This is a genomic window from Klebsiella sp. I138 (genome assembly GCF_051131765.1).
Classification (GTDB): Bacteria; Pseudomonadota; Gammaproteobacteria; order Enterobacterales; family Enterobacteriaceae; genus Klebsiella.
The window spans coordinates 3,007,973-3,029,405 of the sequence record NZ_CP180447.1; the positions used below are offsets into that span (position 1 = coordinate 3,007,973).

The window sequence follows — 21,433 nt, forward strand, 5'->3', positions numbered from 1 at the left end:
TGATTTTATATTCCATCCGCTATTGCCAATTCAGCGATACTGAAATTGGCATTTTCCGTACGTAATTTTTCGTAAATTTTGCGTTTAATCATTCTGACAAGCTAGTGAATAAGCTATAAAAGTCGACGGCCGATCCCTAACATGAAAATAATGATATGAAGCCCAAACTGTCCCATGTCTTATTATTGGTGCCTTTTTTGATCCTGGCAGGATGCTCATCTTCATCTAAAAAGCCGCCAAAAACCGCCGCTAAGCATCAGTACGCGCCGATCGACAGCGGATCTGACGATCTGATTCCGGTAGTTGCCGCCCTTCACGATCAGATGCATACCTGGCACGGCACACCTTATGAATGGGGCGGTACAGAGCAAAGCGGCGTCGACTGTTCCGGCTTCGTCTGGCGAACGCTCAAAGACCGCTTCAATTTACCGATGGATCGCGTCACGACCGGCGATCTCCTGCATATGGGCATTCGCGTCAGTAAACAGCAGCTTCGTCCGGGGGATCTGGTCTTCTTCCGTATCCGCGGCGGGATGCACGTCGGTTTCTATGATACTGAGCACAACTTCCTGCACGCCTCCAGCAGCCAGGGCGTCATGCGCTCTTCGCTGGATAACCCGTACTGGAATTCGGTGTTCTACCAGGCGCGTCGTCTGCCGAAAGAATATAACGCGCAGATCACCATGAATAGCGACCATCAACACCTGGCAAAAAATCATTAATCGCCGGCAATAAAAAAACCGCAGCAATAGTGCCGCGGTTTTCTTCCGACATATTTGGCCGCCCCAGGAAAACCTCAGGCGGCAAACATCATCAGAACTGGTAAGTCATACCCAGAGCAACGATGTCGTCACTGTTGATAGCGAGTTTATTATCGCTGTTCAGCTGGTTGATTTTATAATCAACGAAGGCGTTCATGTTTTTGTTGAAGTAATAAGTCAGACCCACGTCGATGTAGTTCACCAGGTCTTCGCTACCAACGCCTTCAATATCTTTGCCTTTTGACAGGACATAGCCCAGGGATGGACGCAGACCGAAGTCAAACTGGTACTGAGCAACGGCTTCAAAGTTCTGCGCTTTATTGGCAAAACCACCGCTGATTGGCGTCATTTTACGGGTTTCGGAATACATGGTCGCCAGGTAGATATTGTTGGCGTCATATTTCAGACCTGTTGCCCAGGCTTCCGCCTTGGAGCCCTGGCCACGAGCCAGCAGGTTCTGGTCATTTGTACGGTCAGAGCTGGTGTAGGCCGCGCTGATGGCGAAATCGCTGCCGCCGAAGTCATAGCTTAATGAAGTACCGAAGCCGTCGCCGTTCTGTTTCTTCGCGTCACGACCTTCGTTTTTACCCTGATACTGCAGGGTCATATCCAGACCATCTACCACGCCGAAGAAATCGGTATTGCGGTAAGTTGCCAGGCCGCTGGCACGCTTGGTCATAAAGTTATCGGTCTGTGCGGAAGAGTCGCCGCCGAATTCCGGGAACATATCGGTCCAGGCTTCAACGTCATACAGGGCACCGAGGTTACGACCGTAATCGAAAGAACCGTAGTTTTTCAATTTCAGACCGGCAAATGCCAGACGGGTCTTCTGGGTGGAGTCGCTTTCCGTTTTGTTACCGGAGAATTCAGATTCCCAACGACCGTAGCCGGTCAGTTGGTCGTTAATCTGTGTTTCGCCTTTGATACCGAAACGAACATAGGTCTGGTCGCCGTCTTTGCTGTCATAGTCGCTGATGTAGTGCATCGCTCTGACTTTGCCATACACGTCCAGTTTGTTGCCGTCTTTATTATAAACTTCTGCTGCCTGTGTAGCTGAAGAAGCGACAAGACCCATCATCATTAATGCCAGTGAGCTCTTTTTCATTATTCAGTCCTGGTGATTTATTTATACGCGCTAATCAATTCCGGGCGAAGGCCCCCGTGAAAACAGGAGGTTTTTTAACGCCCCAATATTAAAAATTTATGACAATGTGGAACTTTTTATAAAAAAGAGTGTTTAGATGTTTCTGTCATAAATTTGTCATCCGGTTACTCCACAATCGCCGATCTCGCGCAATAAAGTGGCTCGCCCAATACGCCAGGTGTTGGCAAGCGGCCTGAGTCCTGTTACAACATCAGCTCGATATCGATATTCCTTTTGAACGGCAGAGAATCATGAGTGATAGCCAGACGCTGGTGGTAAAACTGGGCACCAGTGTTTTAACGGGCGGATCCCGTCGCCTGAACCGCGCCCATATTGTCGAATTAGTGCGTCAGTGCGCACAGCTGCATGCAATGGGCCACCGTATTGTCATTGTGACCTCCGGGGCTATTGCCGCCGGACGTGAACATCTCGGCTACCCGGAACTGCCCGCGACCATTGCGTCGAAACAGCTTCTGGCGGCGGTAGGACAGAGCCGTCTGATCCAACTGTGGGAACAGCTGTTTTCTATTTATGGTATTCACGTAGGCCAGATGCTGCTGACCCGGGCGGATATGGAAGATCGCGAGCGCTTCCTGAACGCCCGCGACACCCTGCGCGCGCTGCTGGATAACAACATTGTGCCGGTCATTAATGAGAATGACGCCGTGGCGACCGCCGAAATTAAAGTCGGCGATAACGATAATCTCTCTGCGCTGGCCGCTATTCTTGCCGGCGCCGATAAGCTGCTGCTGCTGACCGACCAGGCAGGCCTGTTCACCGCCGACCCGCGTAATAACCCGCAGGCGGAGCTGATCAAAGATGTCTACGGCATTGATGACGCCCTGCGCGCCATCGCCGGCGATAGCGTTTCCGGCCTGGGCACTGGCGGCATGGGAACCAAGCTGCAGGCTGCGGATGTCGCCTGCCGCGCCGGTATCGACACCATCATTGCTGCCGGCAACCGTCCAGGCGTGATTGCCGATGTGATGGACAGCGTGTCGGTCGGTACGCGCTTCCACGCGCAGGAATCACCGCTGGAGAACCGCAAACGCTGGATCTTTGGCGCCCCGCCGGCGGGCGAAATTACCGTTGATGCCGGCGCCACGCAGGCGATTCTGGAAAGAGGTAGCTCCCTGCTGCCAAAAGGCATCAAAACCGTCACCGGCAATTTCTCCCGTGGCGAAGTGATCCGCATCCGCAATAGCGAAGGTCGCGATATTGCTCACGGCGTCAGCCGCTATAACAGCGATGCGCTGCGCCTGATTGCCGGCCAGCACTCGCAGCAGATTGATGCGATTCTGGGCTACGAATACGGCCCGGTTGCCGTCCATCGTGACGATATGATTATCCGTTAAGGAGCTGAAAATGCTGGAACAAATGGGCATTGCTGCCAAGGCGGCCTCTTACAAACTCGCACAACTCTCCAGCCGTGAAAAAAATCAGGTGCTGGAAAAAATCGCGGACTATCTCGAAGCACAGACCGAAGAGATTCTGCGCGCGAACGCCGATGATCTGGCGGAAGCCCGCGCCAATGGCCTGAGCGAGGCGCTGCTCGACCGTCTGGCGCTTAACCCGGCGCGCTTAAGCGGCATTGCGAACGATGTGCGGCAGGTGTGTAACCTGGCCGATCCGGTCGGTCAGGTGATCGACGGTGGCCTGCTTGACAGCGGCCTGCGTATCGAACGCCGCCGCGTGCCGCTGGGGGTCGTGGGCGTCATTTATGAAGCCCGACCTAACGTGACGGTTGATGTCGCGTCCCTGTGCCTGAAAACCGGCAATGCCGCGATTCTGCGCGGCGGGAAAGAGACCTGGCGTACTAATGCCGCCACGGTGAAAGTGATTCAGCGAGCGCTGGAGGAGTGCGGGCTACCGGCGGCAACGATCCAGGCGATTGAGAACCCGGATCGCGCGCTGGTTGGCGAGATGCTGAAGATGGATAAATACATCGATATGCTGATCCCACGCGGCGGCGCCGGGCTGCATAAGCTGTGCCGCGAACAGTCCACGATTCCGGTGATCACCGGCGGGATTGGCGTGTGCCATATCTATATTGATGATTCAGCCGACATTGCAGAAGCGCTGAAGGTTATCGTCAACGCCAAGGTTCAGCGTCCAAGCGCCTGTAACTCAGTAGAAACGCTGCTGGTACATCACAATATTACCGAGCTTTTCCTGCCAGCGCTGAGCAAACAGATGGCAGAAAGCGGCGTAGCGCTGCACGCCGATGACCGGTCGCTGCCGACACTGCAACACGGTCCGGCATCAGTAGAGCCGGTGAAGGCGGAGCAGTACGATGATGAGTATCTGTCGCTGGATCTGAATGTCAAAGTGGTCGCCGACCTCGACGAGGCTATTGCGCATATCCGCGCCCACGGCACCCAGCATTCGGATGCCATCCTGACCCGCACGCTGAGCAACGCCAACCGCTTTATCAACGAAGTGGATTCCTCGGCGGTGTACATTAACGCCTCTACCCGCTTTACCGACGGCGGCCAGTTTGGCCTCGGCGCAGAAGTTGCGGTCAGTACCCAGAAGCTGCACGCTCGCGGCCCGATGGGGCTGGAAGCGTTAACGACATATAAGTGGATTGGTTTCGGCGACGATACGATTCGTGCTTAATGCTGAGCGGGTGATGCAAAAGTAGCCGTTTGATTCATAAGGCCATTGACGCGTCACCCACTTAGTTTTAACCTTTTACCCCGTGATTCACATTCGTGGGCACGTCCTTTTCAGGGCCGATATAGCTCAGTTGGTAGAGCAGCGCATTCGTAATGCGAAGGTCGTAGGTTCGACTCCTATTATCGGCACCATCTCAACTTCCCCAAACGTCCGTATTCATCCATAAATACCATGATTTATAAAGGTTTTACTGACTTTTAGTCCGTTATTGTCCGTAACCATCCAGTAGAATCCGATACTGAATGTGTATAGGATTGTGTATATGTTCCTGTTCGGTCTTGGATTCCTATACACATGCCTTTAAACGATATGCAGATTCGCCGCGCTAAGCCTGAAGCTAAAACCTATACACTCGGAGATGGGCAAGGCTTGTCATTGCTTATAGAGCCTAATGGAAGCAAGAGCTGGCGGTTCCGCTATCGCTATGCCGGTAAGCCCAAAATGATCTCGCTTGGTGTGTATCCGACGATCACCCTTGCCGATGCTCGTTCTCGTCGCGACGATGCCCGAAAGCTGGTCGCGGAAGGAAAGAACCCGAGTGAAGTTCGAAAAGAGCAGAAGATCGCTTTGCAAACGGAATCCGAAAGCGCGTTTGAAAAGATAGCCACAGAATGGCATCAGATGAAGTCGACCAAATGGTCAGAGGGCTATGCCTCAGACATCATGGAAGCGTTTAAGAACGATATTTTCCCGTATGTGGGGACAAGACCCATCGGTGAAATAAAACCGCTAGAACTGCTTAATGTGCTGCGTAAAATTGAAAAACGTGGAGCGTTAGAGAAAATGCGTAAAGTTCGACAGCGTTGTTCAGAAGTTTTTCGCTATGCCATAGCCACCGGAAGAGCTGAGTTTAATCCTGCAGCGGATCTCTCTAGCGCCCTCGAAGTACATCAATCCAATCATTTCCCATTCCTGAAAGCTGATGAGATACCTGATTTTCTCCGTGCTTTAGACAGTTACACAGGGAGTCGGCTTGTCCAGATTGCTACAAAATTACTGATGATCACGGGTGTAAGAACCATCGAATTACGTGCAGCATTATGGTCAGAATTTGATCTAGATAACGCAATTTGGGAAATTCCTGCTGAGAGGATGAAAATGCGCAGACCACATCTTGTGCCATTATCGACTCAAGCGTTAGATTTACTCAATGAACTTAAAATCATGACAGGAAGCTATTGTTATGTCTTTCCGGGGCGGAATGATCCGAACAAACCAATGAGTGAAGCAAGCATAAATCAGGTCATTAAGCGCATAGGCTACGGTGGTCAACTTACTGGTCATGGATTCAGGCATATGATGTCTACATTGTTGCATGAGCAGGGCTTTGATTCATCTTGGATCGAAATTCAATTAGCACATGTTGATAAAAATAGTATCCGTGGAACTTACAACCATGCTCAGTATTTAGAAAAACGAAGGGGTATGCTTCAGTGGTACTCATCTATTTTAACGGAGTACAGCAATGTATATAAATAGTGTATATCTGAAAGGTTTTCGAAACTATTCTGATAGTTTTATAAAATTCAACCACTCAACTTTGATAATTGGAAGCAATGACGTTGGGAAAACCAACCTTTTGTATTCACTGAGAATTTTATTAGATAAAAGTTTCTCGGATTTAGATATCGAGCCAAAAAATAGTGATTTTCACATTGATGGAAAAGGCAACCAATGTGATGAATTAGAAATAATCATCAATTTTCGAGAAATAAAAGAAGATGCTGTACTTTCTAAGTTAGGAGGATACGTAAGTGATGACTCCGAAACATTTATTAAATACAAAGCGAGTAGAAATACTCTAGACTACAAATTATACATCGGTCATAAAGAAACTGATATGGACGAGATTAATGGTAGGTTTTATCTAAAATATCTTAACCTACGTTACGTCAATTCTCAAAGAGATCTTGCTAGATATATATCATCAGAAAAAAAGCATTTGTTAAGACTTGCTCAAGAAATGAGGGATCATGAACAGGTGATAAAAGACGAGGAAACTTTAAATTCATTAAGTGATTTATTGGTTAATGTAAACGATAAAGTTAAAGAGATAAGTTATGTTTCATCGGCGACAAAAGAATTAAATGATGAATTAAAAAAACTATCTTATAACAATGAAAAAATTTCTGTTATGCTCGACTCTGGAGCAATCGGCATCGACCAATTCATTGAGAAGTTAGAATTAAGTTCAAATACAAATGGTAAAAAAGTAATGCTTGGTGGAGATGGATTCAACAATCAAATATTACTTGCATTATGGAAAGCTAAAAGTGTACGTGAGCATGACACTGAGAACGAAGTTGTAATATATTGCGTTGAAGAGCCTGAGTCACATCTTTATCCACATCAACAAAGAAAACTATCTGAGTATCTAATTAATAAATTACCCGGACAATCTCTTGTTACAACCCATTCACCACAGATTGCCGTTAATTACTCACCTGATTCAATAATTAAAATATGTTCATCCGATGGTGAGTCTTACGCTGCAAGTGAGGGATGTTCTGATTGCATAAGTGATGCATGGAATGGAATGGGATACAGGATAAGCATATTACCCGCAGAAGCTTTTTTTGCAGATGTGGTTTTTTTAGTTGAAGGCCCATCTGAAATGTTATTCTATCAAGCTCTTGCTAAAGAATGTGATATTGATTTGGACTTTTATAACATAAGTATTTTATCAGTTGACGGAGTCCAATTTGAAGTTTATAGAAAAATTCTTGATTCATTTGAAATAAAATGGGTTGCACGGACGGATAATGATGTATCTAAAGTACCTAGAAAAGAAGAATGGCAATATGCAGGATTAAACAGAGCTTTAGCCCTCTGCAAATATGAACCATTAAAAAATGAATTAACAGAAATAACACAAAAACAGAAATTAGAGAAGCATGCCATTTATAAAGATATTCTCAAACAGAACAATATATATGTTTCAATTGATGACCTTGAGGGCGATATTAGTATTGAACTGAGAGAGCAGCTTAAAGAATATGTAGGGACAGATGATGCAGAAAAGGCAGCTGATTATCTAAGAGGTAAGAAAGCCACACGAATGCAAGACTTTTTAAAGGAATATTCAAACTCACTCAGCTCAATATATTTCGGGAAATTAATACTACCTCTTTTAACATCAGTATCACTCGCAAAGGAGGGTAAGCAATGATTAATTACACAAAAGAACAAAGTATAGCAATAGAGTATCCATCGAGTATGGTATTAACAGCCTGTCCCGGAAGCGGTAAGACAGCCGTAATTGTTTCTAAAATAGTAAACGATTTAGCTCTTTGCAACGACTATCAAGGTGTTATTGCTATTTCTTATACAAACAAGGCTAGTGATGAACTGAAAAAAAGATGTTTAAAAGTAATTTCAGAACCAAAGTCAAGCTTCTTTGGCACGATTGATAAATTTTATCTAACTGAGATAATCTATCAATATATCAAGCATATTTGGGGGTATACCGATAAAATAAAAATCATAAAATTCAATGAGCTAGATGAGGCAACCAAAGATAAACTCTCTTGTTTTTCAAATACTGAGGATGTATGTAAAAAAATTGACACATATGACTTCAAAGAAGTTCGTGATTTATACATCAAGGGTTATATAGTTTTAGAATTCATCCCTTTAATTTCTTTTTACGTTTTAATAAACTCTTTATCCTGTCGTAGATATCTGGCAAAAAGATATAAATCCATATATATTGATGAATATCAAGATGCTGGATTTATTCAACACCTAATTTTCTTATCCCTATTTAAACTCGGAATTAAAGCTGTTGCTGTTGGGGACGTTGACCAATCTATATACGCTTATGCAGGAAAAAGCTCAAGATACTTGTCATCATTGTTAGATGAAAAAAGTGGCTTTAAACCATTCGAAATAACAATAAACCATCGTTCTCACCCTTCAATCATTAACTATGCATCTCGATTAATAAATGAAAACTCTTCTTTGTTAACAAGCGATACTATACATGTATATAGAACTACAATTAATGGTTCCCAGGAAGATATTGTCAAATGGATTGACTCTAATATTGGTAGTGTCAAATCCACTTTTGGAATAAAAAAAGAAAGTGAAATTGCCATTCTGGCCGCGACAAATAGCTCAGTTTCGTTAGTGTCTGGAATAATAAAGACAAAATCTAGAGCTTACCTTGATGATGATCTTTCCATAATAGGCGGGGAAACATCCCTCTTATTAAAAGAACTATTGCGATTTCGTTTTAATCAAATGGCAACCGCACAAGAGATCATTGATAGTTTAAGAGATAAAGTTTTTGAGAAAAACTTACTGAGAGAAATGAGGTGTGTGATTAAGGATGTAAGAAAGGCCAGTGAACCTCAACTGATCCCCACATTACGCAAAGCAGTGAAATTATTAATTACTAGTGACATCTCCTCTCAGCATATTGATGCAATTAACTCAGTCATTCAAAACAAAATGATGCTTAATAATTACTTACCTGTTAGTGAAAATGAGTTGCAGATAATGACCTTGCATAAAGCAAAAGGTCTTGAATTTGATTTTGTTTTTCATCTAGATCTTTATGATTGGATATTACCTCGGCGCGAATATATAAAAAATTGCTTTGATGAGGTTTTCTCTCACTATGACCAATGTCTTAATCTTCATTATGTTGGAGTTACTCGAGCAAAAAAAGCCATTGTATTAATAAACTCCACGGAAAGATTTAATTTCCAGCATGATTTAAAAAGAGCAAAACCCTCTCAGTTTCTCTCATTAAACGGACTTGAAGGACTCTATAAAAACATTTAATTGCACGGTATTCCCCCCCCTGCCTCTTGTAACATTCGAATCAGGGGGTTAACTTAAATCTAAAATAGAATTAATACATGTGATTAGTCAGCTGATAACTTTGAGGTTTCTCTTTCCTCTAAAACCGGTCTCTTTTTGAAACAGAAATTAAGGGTTTCCGTAATCTCGGGCAGCATCTACTTCTACTTGACCTAACCGCCTCAAAAGCTCACCACGCCCCCGAACAGCACCGCACCACCCACCGACACTCCCGTGAACCCGCGCAGCGCAGCGACGCGCTCAGGCCGCCAAATTAAATATCATTAAATAAATACTTTACCGCTGGCGCGCAGTGCTTTCCCCGCCTCGCCTGCCCGCTTCGTGGGTCGGTTTTCATGCAGGTGCGTGGGCAGGCCCTGGCCGCGCCGGGACAGGGCTGCGAAGGGAGTGACGGGACGGGAAAACGCATGCAAAGCCATGCACCCTGTGGATGCATGGCTTAATTCGGGAAAAATAGCGGTATTTTCGGGGATTTTTGCGGAGGCTACCTGCCGGCCAGTTCCGTGCGCCGGCGGGCATAAATCAGGCTCTGTGCGGGGGTGTATTTTTCCTGATTATCCACCCGCGAAGCCGCGTCAGGCCTGAATCCGATGGCCGTTAAAATATCGCTGTCTTCTACGGCATAATTAATTTCTTCACCGGTACTCAGCCACACGGACAGGGCTTCCCTCAGGTAATGCGCCGAACGGTCGAGCGCATGGACGGTCAGGAGTGCGGGCTGCTGACTGAGACCCATCAGCTCCGGGGCAAGCGTGGCGGCCAGTTCAGCACCGTGCGCCTGCATAAAGTCATTCAGCCGGTTGCGGATACTGATGCGCTGCACCGCTTCATGGGAGCGGATATAGCGCCCGGCGGCCTGATTAATTTCCCATTTTTTGACATCCATAATGTCGCGCAGTTCCTGCATAATTGCCGGGATACGTTCATCCCCGGCCAGCACCTGCTTGCGGTATTCCTGCTCTGTGGCCGCCAGCTCGGCTTTACGGTTCAGCCAGGCGGTTTTGTTATTCTGACAGGCCTCAAAGGCCTGCTGTAGCGTAATGGTGGTCATGGTCAGTTCTCCCCTGATTAATGACGGTATGGCGAGCTGTAGCAGCCCTGCACTTTACGGGGTGCCGGAGGCGTGACCGGCTCCGCGACAGGCGGCGTTTTCTCCGCCGGGGGCCGGATAACCTCGTCGATGGCTTCAGTGGTGCGGAACGTCGCCGAGCACTCAATATTGGTGCACTGGTGGTAGCGCTGTTTGACGTTCTCCGACAGGTAGCGGGAGGTACGGGTATGCGCTGACTTTTTGCAGAACGGACAGTGCATCATGGCAGCAGCCCCCGCGCTTTCAGGTCAGCCTCGCGCTGACGGATTTTCTCCTGCCAGACTTTACGCTCGCCGGGCGTGCTGGCGGCGTCGTGGTCCATGTGCGGAAGCGCGACGGCCGGGAAGCCGGTCAGGGAGAGCACCGGCTCATCCGCTGGCGTGACGGAGAAGGCGCTCACTTTCCCGGTCAGGAAGGTGACCACCTGCTGCATGACCTCCTTCTCCGGCTCGATGTAGCCCTGATGGCCGGTGGTGTTGGCCAGCGGATTTTCCATCACCTCTGCTTTCAGCACCATCGCCCGGACCAGTGGCCCGAGGGTGTCATTCAGCGCGCGGTTAAGCTCTTCCTCAGCGTATTTACTCAGCACAGCATGATGCGCCTGGCGGAATGCACGCGCGGTGCTGTTGCAGGTGGCTTTCAACTGGTCACGCTCAAAGGCCAGCACTTCGGTCAGATTGTCACATTCCTGCGCCAGCTCCCGGCGGGCCACGTGTTCGATATGTCCGCTTTTCAGCTCATCGGTCAGCATGGCACCCCCGGCACGGAAAGCGGCGCGCCAGTTGCGGGTATCGCTCCCGTTGTCCTGCTCCAGCTCCGCTTTCTGCTCCTCCGCGCGGCTGATGGCCGTCAGGGTGTCCTCCATCCGGCGGGCCTGTTCAAGATGGGCCGCTCTGGCCTCGGCCAGTCGCTCCAGCGCCGGTTTCAGGTAATCAGGGATAAAGGTGGTGTCGGTCATGGCAGGTTTCCTCGTGGTTTCAACATGAGGTGATTCTGCCGGGGCACACACAACAAGGCGATTCATTGCAGTTGTGGCAGTTCTGGCACAAACAGGACGTCAAAACCCGGCTTGCCAGAGAAAGGTCTCAGGAAAAGCATACTCACCGTTTGTTTTTTTACTGTTAACTATTCACCACTATTCACCATAAGAAATAATATAAGTAATACAGTAACATAAAGGGTGAACAGTTGAGGGGTTGACTGTTCACCGTCTGTTCACCACTGTTCACCCTGACTGTTTATTAACCGCTGACTGCTTTTGAGTTTTTAGAATTATTTGGAATAATAAATTAATTTAAAATTCCTATTTGTAATTAACGCCTTTGCCAACAATGGCCAATAACGGTCAATAATGGCCAATATAGGCCAGCACCTTTTTTTGATTAAAAATTAGCCTGCTGTGTGGTGGGCCACTACAAAATGACTTGTTGCCCTCGGGGAAAATATTCACAAAATAGAGAGCTACCCGAGGCCGGACGGACACGACCGGCACTGTATGGACTTTATGAGGTAGCCCGATGCACACCGCTTTTTCTTCCCCGTCTTCTGCCCCTGCCGCGCCGCTGATGCCGGTCTCTGATACCGTTCCGGAGCGCTTTATCCGCCTGCCCGAAGTGATGCATCTGTGCGGGCTGTCCCGCTCCACGATTTACGACCTCATCAGCCGGGAGGCTTTCCCGAAACAAATCTCGCTCGGCGGAAAAAACGTGGCGTGGGCGCAGTCGGAAATCACCGCATGGATGGCGGCTCGCATTGCCGAACGCAACCGGGGCTATGACGCATGATGATGCCCGTTCCGCAAAAAGCCCCTTTTTCTGGCTTGCTTCCCTTCGTCGTTTCCAGGTATAGTTTTGCCGCTGTCGCAAAATCGGCAGCCGGAATTGGCGTTCCGCAATACTCAATGGCGACACCAGACGCGCCACGCGTCTTTTTTTACGTCGTTGCTCAGGCACACCTATTTTCCGGGCTGTGGTGTTTACGCACACACCGCAGCTCCAGCAAGATAATGGTGGTCCGGGCGGGGCAGCCTTCGGGCTGGCCGGTACCCATTGAGGCCGGTTACGCCAACCCCGTTCGGGCTACCACCAGTGAAATTGGCGTTTCCGGTGGTAGCAGTAACCGCTACTCAATGGAGGCTGCCATCATGGCTACTATCCTCACCCCGTCACACCCGCAGTTTGTCTTTGTGTTTGCCGCCGTCCGTCGTGCCGACCGTCAGCCCCGTATCTGTATGCTCCGCGCCGTCGCCGGGGATGAACACGCCGCACGTCTTTCCCTCGTCCGCGATTACATCCTCTCGTTTGCCGGTCGTCTGCCGGTAGCGGAGGTGCGCGCATGAAACAGCCCGCCATCACCGTCAAAGACCTCGAATGCCTGGAGCACCTGCGTAACGTCGGCCAGTTCGTCGGCGAGCTGATGCAGGTGCAGGACTGTACTTCCCTGCGTCGTGACCCGACCCAGCAGTTACAGCTCACCTCCGTGATTTACCTCATGACCGCCCAGCTCGACGGCGTGGTCGAACGCTGTAATCACCGCTGGTTCACCGGGGAGGGCAACGTATGAAAACGCCATTACCGCCCGTATTGCGCGCTGCCCTGTATCGCCGCGCCGTGGCCTGTGCCTGGCTGACCCTGTGCGAACGTCAGCACCGCTATCCCCACCTCACCCTCGACGCGCTGGAAAGCGCCATCGCCGCCGAGCTGGAGGGCTTCTACCTGCGCCAACACGGCGAGGAAAAAGGCCGTCTGATTGCCTGTGCGCTTCTGGAAGATTTGATGCAGGCCGGGCCGCTGAAAGCCGCCCCGTCGCTGTCCTTCCTCGGACTCGCCGTGATGGATGAGCTCTGTGCCCGCCATATCACATCGCCTGTACTGCACTGAGGGAGACAATCACCATGAAAATGAACGTAACGGACACGGTAAAACAGGCGTGCGGCCACTGGCCGCGCATTCTCCCGGCGCTGGGAATGAAAGTGATAAAAAACCGCCATCAGGCCTGCCCGGTGTGTGGCGGCGCTGACCGGTTCCGCTTTGACGATAAAGAGGGGCGTGGCACATGGTTCTGTAACCAGTGCGGCGCCGGTGACGGCCTGAAACTGGTTGAGAAGGTGTTCGGCGTGTCGGCATCCGAGGCGGCCGGGAAGGTGAACGCCGTCACCGGCAACCTGCCACCGGTGGCCCCGGAGGCGACAGCAGCCGCAGACGCCGGAACGGAGGCCGACCGCAAAGCAGCGGCCGCGCTGGCCGTCAGACTGCTGGAGAAAACCCGCCCGGCCACCGGCAACGCCTACCTGACCCGCAAGGGCTTTGCCGGTCGTGAGTGTCTGACGCTGACAGCTTCCCACAAAACCGGCGGCGTGGCCTACCGTGACGGTGATGTGGTGGTGCCGCTGTATGACGAGTCCGGCGCGCTGGTTAACCTCCAGTTTATTAATGCTGAGGGGCTCAAGCGCACCCTGAAGGGCGGGCAGGTCAAAGGCGCATGCCATCTCATCGACGGACAGAAACAGGCCGGAAAACGTCTGTGGATAGCGGAGGGCTATGCAACAGCCCTTACCGTGCATCACCTGACCGGAGAAACAGTCATGGTGGCGCTGTCGTCCGTGAACCTTCTTTCTCTGGCGAGCCTGGCCCGCAGCAAGCACCCGGCCTGTCAGATTATCCTCGCCGCCGACCGTGACCTTAACGGCGACGGCCAGAACAAAGCCACCGCAGCCGCTCAGGCCTGTGAGGGCGTTGTCGCCCTGCCGCCGGTGTTCGGTGACTGGAATGATGCGGTGATGCTGAAGGGGGAAGACGCCACACGGAAAGCCATTTGTGCCGCCATCCGGCCAGCAACACAAAGCCCCTTTGATACCATGAGCGAGGCGGAATTTACCGCCATGAGCGCCAGCGACAAGGCCTGGCGGGTACATGAGCATTACGGCGAAGCGCTGGCGGTGGATGCGAACGGCCAGCTCCTGTCCCGTTATGAAGCAGGGATATGGAAAGTCATTCAGCCGTCCAATTTCGAACGCGACGTAGCAGGGCTTTTCCAGCGCCTGCGCGCCCCGTTCTCGTCGGGGAGAATCACCTCAGTGGTGGAGACGCTGAAGCTGATTATTCCTCAGCAGGCCGCACCGGCACGCCGTCTGATTGGTTTTCGCAACGGGGTACTCGATACCCAGAGCGGCCTGTTCAGCCCGCACAGCAAATCGCACTGGCTGCGCACGCTGTGCGACGTGGATTTTACTCCGCCGGTAGAAGGGGAAACGCTGGAAACCCATGCGCCTAACTTCTGGCGCTGGCTCGATCGGGCGGCCAGTGGCAACCCGACAAAACGCGACGTGATTCTGGCCGCGCTGTTTATGGTGCTGGCGAACCGCTACGACTGGCAGCTCTTTCTCGAAGTGACCGGCCCCGGTGGCAGCGGGAAAAGTATTCTGGCCGAAATCGCCACGATGCTGGCCGGAGAGGATAACGCCACATCGGCGAATATCGACACGCTGGAAGACCCGCGTAAGCGTGCCTCCCTGATTGGCTTCTCGCTGATACGTCTGCCTGACCAGGAGAAATGGAGTGGTGACGGTGCGGGGCTCAAGGCCATCACCGGCGGCGATGCGGTGTCGGTCGACCCGAAATACCAGAACCCGTACTCAACGCATATCCCGGCGGTGATTCTGGCCGTGAACAATAACCCGATGCGCTTCACCGACCGCAGCGGCGGCGTGTCACGTCGCCGGGTGATTATCCACTTCCCGGAGCAGATAGCCCCGGAGGAGCGCGACCCGCAGCTCAGGGATAAAATCGCCCGCGAGCTGGCCGTCATCGTGCGCCAGCTGATGCAGCAGTTCAGTGACCCGATGAGTGCCCGTTCGCTGCTCCAGTCGCAGCAGAACTCCGATGAGGCGCTCAGTATTAAACGCGACGCTGACCCGACCTTTGATTTTTGCGGCTATCTGGAGGCGCTGCCGCAGACCAATGGGATGTTTATGGGGAATGCCAGTATCATCCCGCGTAATTACCGTAAATATCTCTATCACGCGTATCTGGCCTATATGGAGGCCAACGGGTACAGGAATGTGCTCAGCCTGAAAATGTTCGGGCTGGGACTGCCCATGATGCTGAAAGAGTACGGGATGAATTATGAGAAGCGGCACACAAAGCAGGGGATCCAGACCAACCTGTCGCTGAAAGAAGAAAGCTACGGCGACTGGCTGCCGAAGTGCGACGAACCCACCGCGACTTAACCTGTCTCAGACCGGCAACCGCCGGTCTTTTTGTATCTGCCCCTCCCTCAAGGGTGAACAATCCACTGTTCACCCTTCACCGTATATTCACCCTGTATCACTATGAAAGTATTAATAAAAAACCAAAGGTGAACAGTGTGAACAGTTAAACCCAAAAAAACTTTTTACCCCCCCCTCTCATCACCATCGTATTGCGATGATGATCGCCGGAAACAGGTCAAAAACGCGCTGAGGTGAAGAGTTGACTGTTCACTCTTCACCAACTGATAACCACCTATCATTATGATATTAAAAAGAAAAATAATGAGGTGAACAGTGTGAACAGTTAAATGCAAAAAAACTTTTTCTTACTGAGAATTGAGCTCAAAAAAAGAACGCCATCGACGATGTGTATAGGGATGTGTATAGTTTTATTTATCGAACTTAAATTTTACTTATATATCAACATCTTGATTTAATTTGTTGATTCCTATTATCGCACCATCAGACCCGCTTTCCTGCCTGATGTATGGCATCTGACATTCCAGGGTTCCCGTTTCCTTTCTTCTGCTTTCATCTGGCGCAACGAGTGTCAGTAAGCGGATTTCAGTCGTCTGCCATTTACCTGTATTCAAGCTGATAGATAATGCTGCTATCCGCCCGTCCGGGGGTCACGTGGGTCTCTGTCTGGATATAGCGGGCAAATATCGGAATGGTCATAGAAGCCATACCGTCCGTCGGAAAGTCTCCGCTAAGCTCGGCGCTCAGGCGAATAAAAGACGACTCATTCTGCGCGGTCGCCAGCTGGATACCAATCCCACTGGCACTTTCTGTCCCTGAGCTATCGATACTGATAATCCCCTGTGTATCATCAAGCGTGCCAAAAACAGGTTGCAAAGAGAGAGCCCAGATATTGGTTTTTACGGGTGCAATACCATAGTAAGTCCGACTTTCAGATCTGCCACGGCTGCCGTAAAACGTCGGACAATTAATCAACCTGATACTTGCATCCTCCCAGGCTGTCGTTGCGCCAATCCGGGTAAACGTCCCGCTGATGAGATGGTTGCCCATCTGGACAACCTTGTCCGGTGTCTGAATCTGGCAGGTAGGTACGGTGACCGTAATTTGCCCATTCAACCGATACCTGAGGAACTCGTGCATGTCGCCGCTCTGGCCACCGGAAAACACGGCAGCGGGTAAGTTAGCCCCGAGAATGGCACCGGGCTGAACTGCCCCCGTTTTTATTAACACAAACTCTATTGTTAGCGGGCTATCCTTCAGGAGCATCTCTGAATAGACCCCTGGCGTGTACTGATAAGGAAATCCTTTGCTCGCCAGGTAGACTACGCTGACGCCCGGCAGATTGGTTTCATACATGCGCCCCCCATAAGGACTTGCCCCGGAGGACTCGGGATACGACGCATCCGCATAAGCAAAACTCCAGTAAAAGTTCTCCGACGCGCTGCAGACAATCCCCGCATTACCGACATCAGCCGGGCTCGCAACCCGGATGCGATAGATTTCGCTACCAACGGGCATATCCGGAGGGACCGAAATAATGAGATTGCCCAACGAGGCCGCTTTTTCCTCAATCTCCGCGAGGGCGCTATGACACCCCGTTGCCAGGACGCTTGTTGACCAGAAACCGAGTAGCAACACCATCAGTAAGCGTAAAATAGCCATAATTCATCCTTAATTTGGCCCTGGACGGCAAATTGCCGTCAACGTGGTGAGATCCGGGCTCTTGTCCGGTACCCGATAATCAGCATGACAACGTTGATTCGCCTCGCCTCCCCAGCGAACGACAAGCGACCCCGACGCTGAGCCCAGCCGGACAAACGCTCGCTTTCCTTGCCCGACCACGCCCACAATATTTTGCTCTTCATCCAGAACATCCGCGCCAAACGGGATGTCATCATTATCTTCTAATTGCATCATTACCGGTCGCCCCTGGGTTGTGTTGAAACGCAGTTTCACCACGGCACCGTTGTACGGAACCACCTTTTGGCTTGTATCATCCAGCGCAATATCATCTGACAATCCTTTAGGGTCGATACTGATTTCATTTATCTGGTAGGCATTCAGGTAAGGCACAATGGCATACCCTGCACCATCTACCCGAACGCCCGGATAGCCGCTAACGGCTGCACCATCAGCCCCTTTCGCCTCCACCAACGCCTGGGTGCCGCCACTGTACGGCGTCAGGGTAATACCCCCGCCGTGAACAATAGCGGCCCCGTTCATACCAACCGAGTAGTTATGGTAGTGCTTACCCGTACCTGCCGATGCCTGTAGGGTCGTGCTCGTCGTACGTAGCGAAGTACTTGCTGATGCGGCAGGCGTGCCACCGTTATTCGAATGAGAGCCGGACAGGTTATAGCTGAGCGAGCTATTCTCGAGCGCGGAACCGCTCAGATTCACCTGCTCGCGTAGCACGCCTCCCGGCTCATGGTTCAGATTGACCGACATCTGTCGGAACAAGCCGTCATTACCCAGAGGAATACTCAGGCTAAGCGTATAGCGGTTCTCAAAATCATTGTTGCCATTTCGGGTACGGCTGGCACTGATGCCATAGCTCAATTTACCGAAACTGTTGTTGTAGCCAACCTGATACTGCCGGTCGCTGTGCGCCGAGTTCCAGTAATTTTGCTGCCAGGCATTAAGGTAAAAACTTCCCCATCCCTCAGGAAGGCTCTGATTCGCGGTGATCCCAAGACGGCTTTTCGGCCGCTGGATAGCGTAAAAATCATCACCATGGCGCTGTTGTTCCCGAATCTGCATGGCCGTGATGTAGTCAATATAACGATCAGTCGAAAAACGGTATGCCGCCAGGCCTATCTGGCTATTGGTTTGCTTAATATGCTGGCTAAACTTCAGCTGATAGCTCTGCCCATTCATCACTTTACGGCCATCCAACGGCTGCTCCAGCCTGGCGTTGGCATGAGTCAAATCCAGAGAGAACGCACCGATAGCCGTCCCTAAAGCAGTACCAATTTGCCCACTTTGGTAATCCTCATTTCCCTGAAAGCCCACATAGCCCGTCAAAAAGTTGTTCATGCCCCGCTGCCACGTCAGTTCGCCCAGAACCGGTTCGTCACTGACCCAGCCCTTTCTCAGCTTCCCCAGCGTCACGCTGTAGTTACTCATCCCCGGGCGGAGTAGATTACTGGTTGGCGCAAATGGGATAGTCTGGTGCTGAGAAGTGCCATCGGCTTCAAGGACGATGACTTCCAGCTCCCCACCGTAGCCGGTGGGGTAAAGATCGTTAATCTCAAACTCCCCCGGTGGGACGGTCGTTTCATACAACAAACGATCTTGCTGTTTGACCTGCACCCTGGCGTTGGTACGCGCGTTACCGCGAATCAGCGGCGCATAGCCACGCTGTGAGCTGGGCCGCATTAGTTCTTCATTAGACAGACGTAGACCGCGAAATGACAGGGTATCAAACAGATCTCCGGGCGTGCCGGTATCCCCTAAAGTTAAACGGCCCTGTAAACCAGGGATATCACGCTGCACGTAGGTTTCAAGTGTCTGGTAGCCACTGCCAGTATCATTACTCCAGTTCCAGCTACCGTTGTGACGAAGCAACCATCCGGCCAGATTCAGGCCACTGGAAAGCCCGGCCCAGGCACTATCCATATTTTTTCCACGGCTCTGCGAGCGATAGTAATTGGTGTTATAGCTCAGCAACCCGGCAGTAATCCCGCGATCCCACTGCTCAGGATTAACATACCCACGAGGGTTTCGTTGCAGGTACACACCCGGAATAGCAATATCGAGCTGTTCCCCAGGTTCAAATGCAAGCGAAGCCTGAGGGACTATTTGCTTGATTGGTAAACACGCATCGCTCTGGCTGTTACGGAGAAGATCGCGGGCGGCGGGATCCTGTTTTTCCAGATCGAATCCCAACTGGTTAAGGGAATGTGCGCTCAAACAGAGTTGCCCATCCATCTCCGGGGCAGGGCTGTTTACTACCGTGACATCATGGACTCCCTGAGACTCGCCATTGACCAGAACGTTGACCCGGTAAACGCCTGGAGCCGCCAGCCCGCGCTCATAGCGCGTAATATCAATTTTCTTCTGACTTCCTGGACTCATAAAAGCGCTATTAAACTCCACCTCTTCTGCGCAAAGCGGGCCTGTAAGCAGGGCAATTGCCGCAGCAATGGGTCTCAGTGCCAGCCTGTCCGACATGAAAATGCTCCCTTTCTTCAGTCATATCCCGCCCGGCAGAGACCAGACGACTTCCGTCTTTTACTTCTCAGTAGGCTTGATAACCTTCATCGCGCCATAGTCATTGATGATGACCGGATAGAACTGTCTGGCGGATTTGCTGAGCGTGAAAGTACGGACGTCCCCAGGCTTGACTATTCCGCCCTCACCTATCGGGATTTCACCCTTTTCATCTTCAGTAAATAACGCCACGTTTATATGAAAAGGTGTCGGATTTGTGGCCGATATGTTGTTTCCTGAACGGGTCCAGACAACTTTGCCTGGCGCATCTGTCGGCTTACCTGCAAGACCCGCTGGCCGGAAAAAAAGCTTCAGACGCGAACGGAATGCCATATGCAACATATTCTGGCCCTCTGCATTTTTGACCTTCGGCGGGACTTCAAGCACATTCAGAAAAAAGAGTGATTCTTTATCCTGTGGTAATTTCTCACCGGTGTAGCGAATACGTAGTACCTGGCCACGCCCGGCATTGACCCGGTTCACAGGCGGGGTAATAAAAAACGGGGCTTTTGCATTCTCAGGGGTAGAATTACGATCCCCGCTGTCAATCCACGACTGAACTAATACCGGCGAAGTGCCGTTATTATTCATTTTTACCGTAACTTCCTTATCCGTCGCCGGGTAAATAACGCGAGTGCCGGTAATAACCACGGTACTATTTGCCGGTAAAGAGATGCTGGCCATCAATATGATTGCCAGCCCCGGGAGTAAATTCCTTTTCATCATAAGTTACCATCCTGAACGGCAGCATCAATGCTGCCGTATTTCACGTCACCGGGTCAGATAATTACTCGTAATCAATACTGAAGTTAACCTGGCTTTGAACAAGCCCTGCTGATGCTGACCCTAAAGAGTAATACCGAACGGTATACGGCATCTCCGCTTGTTCAGACGCAATACTGTGACGAGTGGACTTCCCTTTCTGGTTGCTGAACCCTACGTTAATTGGCGACTGATTTTCAGCATCCAGCAACTGAAGCTGGACATTTTTAGCACCATCATCACTGAGGTCGGTATTAATAAGATTAAAGGTCTTATTATCGACAGTGGAGCCAGCTTCAAAAAATGCAGCCGCCGTAGAGGATCCACTTACTCCCTCACAATTTGTCAAAACGATTTTAAACAGAGTATCACCTGCAGTGGCGCCTTCGCCAAGAAGTGCAGAAGCAGTAACCGTCGGCAGAGTAACGGTTGCCGGGGAAGGTTTACCGTCAACGGTAATATCGCAAGTGTTCGCTGTTAATGCGCCCTCGAAATTAATAGTACCATCAGCAGCCAGAGCTGATGAAGCCATTAAGGTAGTGGTGACCGCAGCAGAAATTATAGCAAGTTTCAGTTTCATACAATAATACTCCATTTTATTGATAATATTTACCTGAGATACTTTCGCAGGCGAACGACTACCACTTATCAACATGACATCATTTAGCAGTAGATAGATTTAGAACGACTCATCAATAGCTTTAATTTTTTGTAGGTTAATAAAAGTTCAA

Annotated in this window: 19 protein-coding genes, 1 tRNA gene and 1 pseudogene; 13 read left to right on the forward strand and 8 right to left on the reverse strand. The window is 50.5% G+C overall.

What is annotated here, in order from left to right:
- The first annotated feature begins 155 nt into the window (after positions 1–155).
- On the forward strand, positions 156–722 hold the full coding sequence (locus ACMYSK_RS14050; protein ID WP_434636134.1) for an NlpC/P60 family protein: 567 nt from the start codon (positions 156–158) through the stop codon (positions 720–722).
- 91 nt (positions 723–813) lie between these two features.
- Here ACMYSK_RS14050 and phoE read toward each other — a convergent pair whose 3' ends face one another.
- Positions 814–1,866, reverse strand: coding sequence for a phosphoporin PhoE (gene phoE, locus ACMYSK_RS14055; RefSeq protein ID WP_434636137.1), 1,053 nt, complete (start codon positions 1,864–1,866; stop codon positions 814–816).
- 290 nt (positions 1,867–2,156) lie between these two features.
- Between phoE and proB the strand changes: the two genes are divergently transcribed.
- From proB to ACMYSK_RS14085, 6 genes are all read left to right on the forward strand, one after another.
- Positions 2,157–3,260, forward strand: a complete 1,104-nt coding sequence (gene proB, locus ACMYSK_RS14060; protein ID WP_434636140.1) for a glutamate 5-kinase — start codon at positions 2,157–2,159, stop codon at positions 3,258–3,260.
- 10 nt (positions 3,261–3,270) lie between these two features.
- Positions 3,271–4,524 carry a glutamate-5-semialdehyde dehydrogenase gene (gene proA / locus ACMYSK_RS14065; RefSeq protein WP_434636141.1) on the forward strand — a complete coding sequence of 418 codons (1,254 nt, stop codon included), beginning with the start codon at positions 3,271–3,273 and terminating at the stop codon, positions 4,522–4,524.
- Between the two features lie 115 nt (positions 4,525–4,639).
- Positions 4,640–4,715, forward strand: a tRNA-Thr gene (locus ACMYSK_RS14070).
- 163 nt (positions 4,716–4,878) lie between these two features.
- A complete protein-coding gene (locus ACMYSK_RS14075) occupies positions 4,879–6,063 on the forward strand; it encodes a tyrosine-type recombinase/integrase (RefSeq protein ID WP_434636144.1) in 1,185 nt (394 codons plus the stop codon).
- Complete coding sequence (locus tag ACMYSK_RS14080) at positions 6,050–7,753, forward strand: ATP-dependent nuclease (protein ID WP_434636147.1); 1,704 nt, start codon at positions 6,050–6,052, stop codon at positions 7,751–7,753. Before ACMYSK_RS14075 ends, ACMYSK_RS14080 begins: the two co-directional genes overlap by 14 nt.
- Positions 7,750–9,372: a UvrD-helicase domain-containing protein gene (locus ACMYSK_RS14085; protein ID WP_434636150.1), complete on the forward strand. Its 1,623-nt coding sequence runs from the start codon at positions 7,750–7,752 to the stop codon at positions 9,370–9,372. Before ACMYSK_RS14080 ends, ACMYSK_RS14085 begins: the two co-directional genes overlap by 4 nt.
- 523 nt (positions 9,373–9,895) lie before the next feature.
- Here ACMYSK_RS14085 and ACMYSK_RS14090 read toward each other — a convergent pair.
- The 3 genes from ACMYSK_RS14090 to ACMYSK_RS14100 are packed head-to-tail and all read right to left on the reverse strand — an operon-like array spanning position 9,896 to position 11,459.
- Positions 9,896–10,462 carry a phage polarity suppression protein gene (locus ACMYSK_RS14090; protein ID WP_434636153.1) on the reverse strand — a complete coding sequence of 189 codons (567 nt, stop codon included), beginning with the start codon at positions 10,460–10,462 and terminating at the stop codon, positions 9,896–9,898.
- 17 nt (positions 10,463–10,479) lie between these two features.
- Entirely contained in the window at positions 10,480–10,725 is a 246-nt protein-coding gene (locus ACMYSK_RS14095) for an ogr/Delta-like zinc finger family protein (RefSeq protein WP_023339332.1), read from the reverse strand.
- The gene (locus ACMYSK_RS14100; protein ID WP_434636156.1) at positions 10,722–11,459 is read right to left on the reverse strand and encodes a glycoprotein 3; all 738 of its coding nucleotides are present in this window, start codon (positions 11,457–11,459) and stop codon (positions 10,722–10,724) included. Before ACMYSK_RS14100 ends, ACMYSK_RS14095 begins: the two co-directional genes overlap by 4 nt.
- 559 nt (positions 11,460–12,018) lie before the next feature.
- Between ACMYSK_RS14100 and ACMYSK_RS14105 the strand changes: the two genes are divergently transcribed.
- From ACMYSK_RS14105 to ACMYSK_RS14130, 6 genes and pseudogenes are all read left to right on the forward strand, one after another.
- A complete protein-coding gene (locus tag ACMYSK_RS14105) occupies positions 12,019–12,285 on the forward strand; it encodes a helix-turn-helix transcriptional regulator (RefSeq protein WP_434636159.1) in 267 nt (88 codons plus the stop codon).
- A gap of 116 nt (positions 12,286–12,401) precedes the next feature.
- Positions 12,402–12,620, forward strand: a pseudogene (locus ACMYSK_RS14110) (ash family protein); the annotation flags it as partial.
- A gap of 24 nt (positions 12,621–12,644) precedes the next feature.
- Positions 12,645–12,839, forward strand: a complete 195-nt coding sequence (locus tag ACMYSK_RS14115) for a host cell division inhibitor Icd-like protein (RefSeq protein WP_434644115.1) — start codon at positions 12,645–12,647, stop codon at positions 12,837–12,839.
- Positions 12,836–13,063: a hypothetical protein gene (locus ACMYSK_RS14120; RefSeq protein ID WP_004098168.1), complete on the forward strand. Its 228-nt coding sequence runs from the start codon at positions 12,836–12,838 to the stop codon at positions 13,061–13,063. The genes ACMYSK_RS14115 and ACMYSK_RS14120 overlap by 4 nt, the downstream gene beginning before the upstream one ends.
- Positions 13,060–13,380, forward strand: a complete 321-nt coding sequence (locus ACMYSK_RS14125; RefSeq protein WP_004185276.1) for a DUF5375 domain-containing protein — start codon at positions 13,060–13,062, stop codon at positions 13,378–13,380. The genes ACMYSK_RS14120 and ACMYSK_RS14125 overlap by 4 nt, the downstream gene beginning before the upstream one ends.
- Before the next feature lie 14 nt (positions 13,381–13,394).
- Positions 13,395–15,728, forward strand: a complete 2,334-nt coding sequence (locus tag ACMYSK_RS14130) for a primase-helicase zinc-binding domain-containing protein (RefSeq protein ID WP_434636163.1) — start codon at positions 13,395–13,397, stop codon at positions 15,726–15,728.
- Between the two features lie 600 nt (positions 15,729–16,328).
- On the opposite strand, the gene ACMYSK_RS14135 is transcribed toward ACMYSK_RS14130, so the two are convergent.
- The 4 genes from ACMYSK_RS14135 to ACMYSK_RS14150 form a co-directional block, all read right to left on the reverse strand.
- On the reverse strand, positions 16,329–17,390 hold the full coding sequence (locus ACMYSK_RS14135) for a fimbrial protein (protein WP_434636166.1): 1,062 nt from the start codon (positions 17,388–17,390) through the stop codon (positions 16,329–16,331).
- Positions 17,391–17,399: 9 nt separating this feature from the next.
- A complete protein-coding gene (locus ACMYSK_RS14140) occupies positions 17,400–19,901 on the reverse strand; it encodes a fimbria/pilus outer membrane usher protein (RefSeq protein ID WP_434636169.1) in 2,502 nt (833 codons plus the stop codon).
- Between the two features lie 60 nt (positions 19,902–19,961).
- Positions 19,962–20,666 carry a fimbrial biogenesis chaperone gene (locus tag ACMYSK_RS14145; protein WP_434636171.1) on the reverse strand — a complete coding sequence of 235 codons (705 nt, stop codon included), beginning with the start codon at positions 20,664–20,666 and terminating at the stop codon, positions 19,962–19,964.
- 61 nt (positions 20,667–20,727) lie between these two features.
- Positions 20,728–21,282, reverse strand: coding sequence for a fimbrial protein (locus ACMYSK_RS14150; RefSeq protein ID WP_434636174.1), 555 nt, complete (start codon positions 21,280–21,282; stop codon positions 20,728–20,730).
- Between the last annotated feature and the right edge of the window lie 151 nt (positions 21,283–21,433).

Coding starts and splice junctions, on each gene's coding strand:
- ACMYSK_RS14115 (WP_434644115.1), top strand. CDS start 12,645: ATGGCTACTATCCTCACCCCGTCACACCCGCAGTTTGTCTTTGTGTTT.
- ACMYSK_RS14095 (WP_023339332.1), bottom strand. CDS start 10,725: ATGATGCACTGTCCGTTCTGCAAAAAGTCAGCGCATACCCGTACCTCC.
- ACMYSK_RS14050 (WP_434636134.1), top strand. CDS start 156: ATGAAGCCCAAACTGTCCCATGTCTTATTATTGGTGCCTTTTTTGATC.
- phoE (WP_434636137.1), bottom strand. CDS start 1,866: ATGAAAAAGAGCTCACTGGCATTAATGATGATGGGTCTTGTCGCTTCT.
- ACMYSK_RS14130 (WP_434636163.1), top strand. CDS start 13,395: ATGAAAATGAACGTAACGGACACGGTAAAACAGGCGTGCGGCCACTGG.
- ACMYSK_RS14135 (WP_434636166.1), bottom strand. CDS start 17,390: ATGGCTATTTTACGCTTACTGATGGTGTTGCTACTCGGTTTCTGGTCA.
- ACMYSK_RS14090 (WP_434636153.1), bottom strand. CDS start 10,462: ATGACCACCATTACGCTACAGCAGGCCTTTGAGGCCTGTCAGAATAAC.
- ACMYSK_RS14085 (WP_434636150.1), top strand. CDS start 7,750: ATGATTAATTACACAAAAGAACAAAGTATAGCAATAGAGTATCCATCG.
- ACMYSK_RS14075 (WP_434636144.1), top strand. CDS start 4,879: ATGCCTTTAAACGATATGCAGATTCGCCGCGCTAAGCCTGAAGCTAAA.
- ACMYSK_RS14120 (WP_004098168.1), top strand. CDS start 12,836: ATGAAACAGCCCGCCATCACCGTCAAAGACCTCGAATGCCTGGAGCAC.
- proA (WP_434636141.1), top strand. CDS start 3,271: ATGCTGGAACAAATGGGCATTGCTGCCAAGGCGGCCTCTTACAAACTC.
- ACMYSK_RS14145 (WP_434636171.1), bottom strand. CDS start 20,666: ATGATGAAAAGGAATTTACTCCCGGGGCTGGCAATCATATTGATGGCC.
- proB (WP_434636140.1), top strand. CDS start 2,157: ATGAGTGATAGCCAGACGCTGGTGGTAAAACTGGGCACCAGTGTTTTA.
- ACMYSK_RS14105 (WP_434636159.1), top strand. CDS start 12,019: ATGCACACCGCTTTTTCTTCCCCGTCTTCTGCCCCTGCCGCGCCGCTG.
- ACMYSK_RS14125 (WP_004185276.1), top strand. CDS start 13,060: ATGAAAACGCCATTACCGCCCGTATTGCGCGCTGCCCTGTATCGCCGC.
- ACMYSK_RS14150 (WP_434636174.1), bottom strand. CDS start 21,282: ATGAAACTGAAACTTGCTATAATTTCTGCTGCGGTCACCACTACCTTA.
- ACMYSK_RS14100 (WP_434636156.1), bottom strand. CDS start 11,459: ATGACCGACACCACCTTTATCCCTGATTACCTGAAACCGGCGCTGGAG.
- ACMYSK_RS14080 (WP_434636147.1), top strand. CDS start 6,050: ATGTATATAAATAGTGTATATCTGAAAGGTTTTCGAAACTATTCTGAT.
- ACMYSK_RS14140 (WP_434636169.1), bottom strand. CDS start 19,901: ATGTCGGACAGGCTGGCACTGAGACCCATTGCTGCGGCAATTGCCCTG.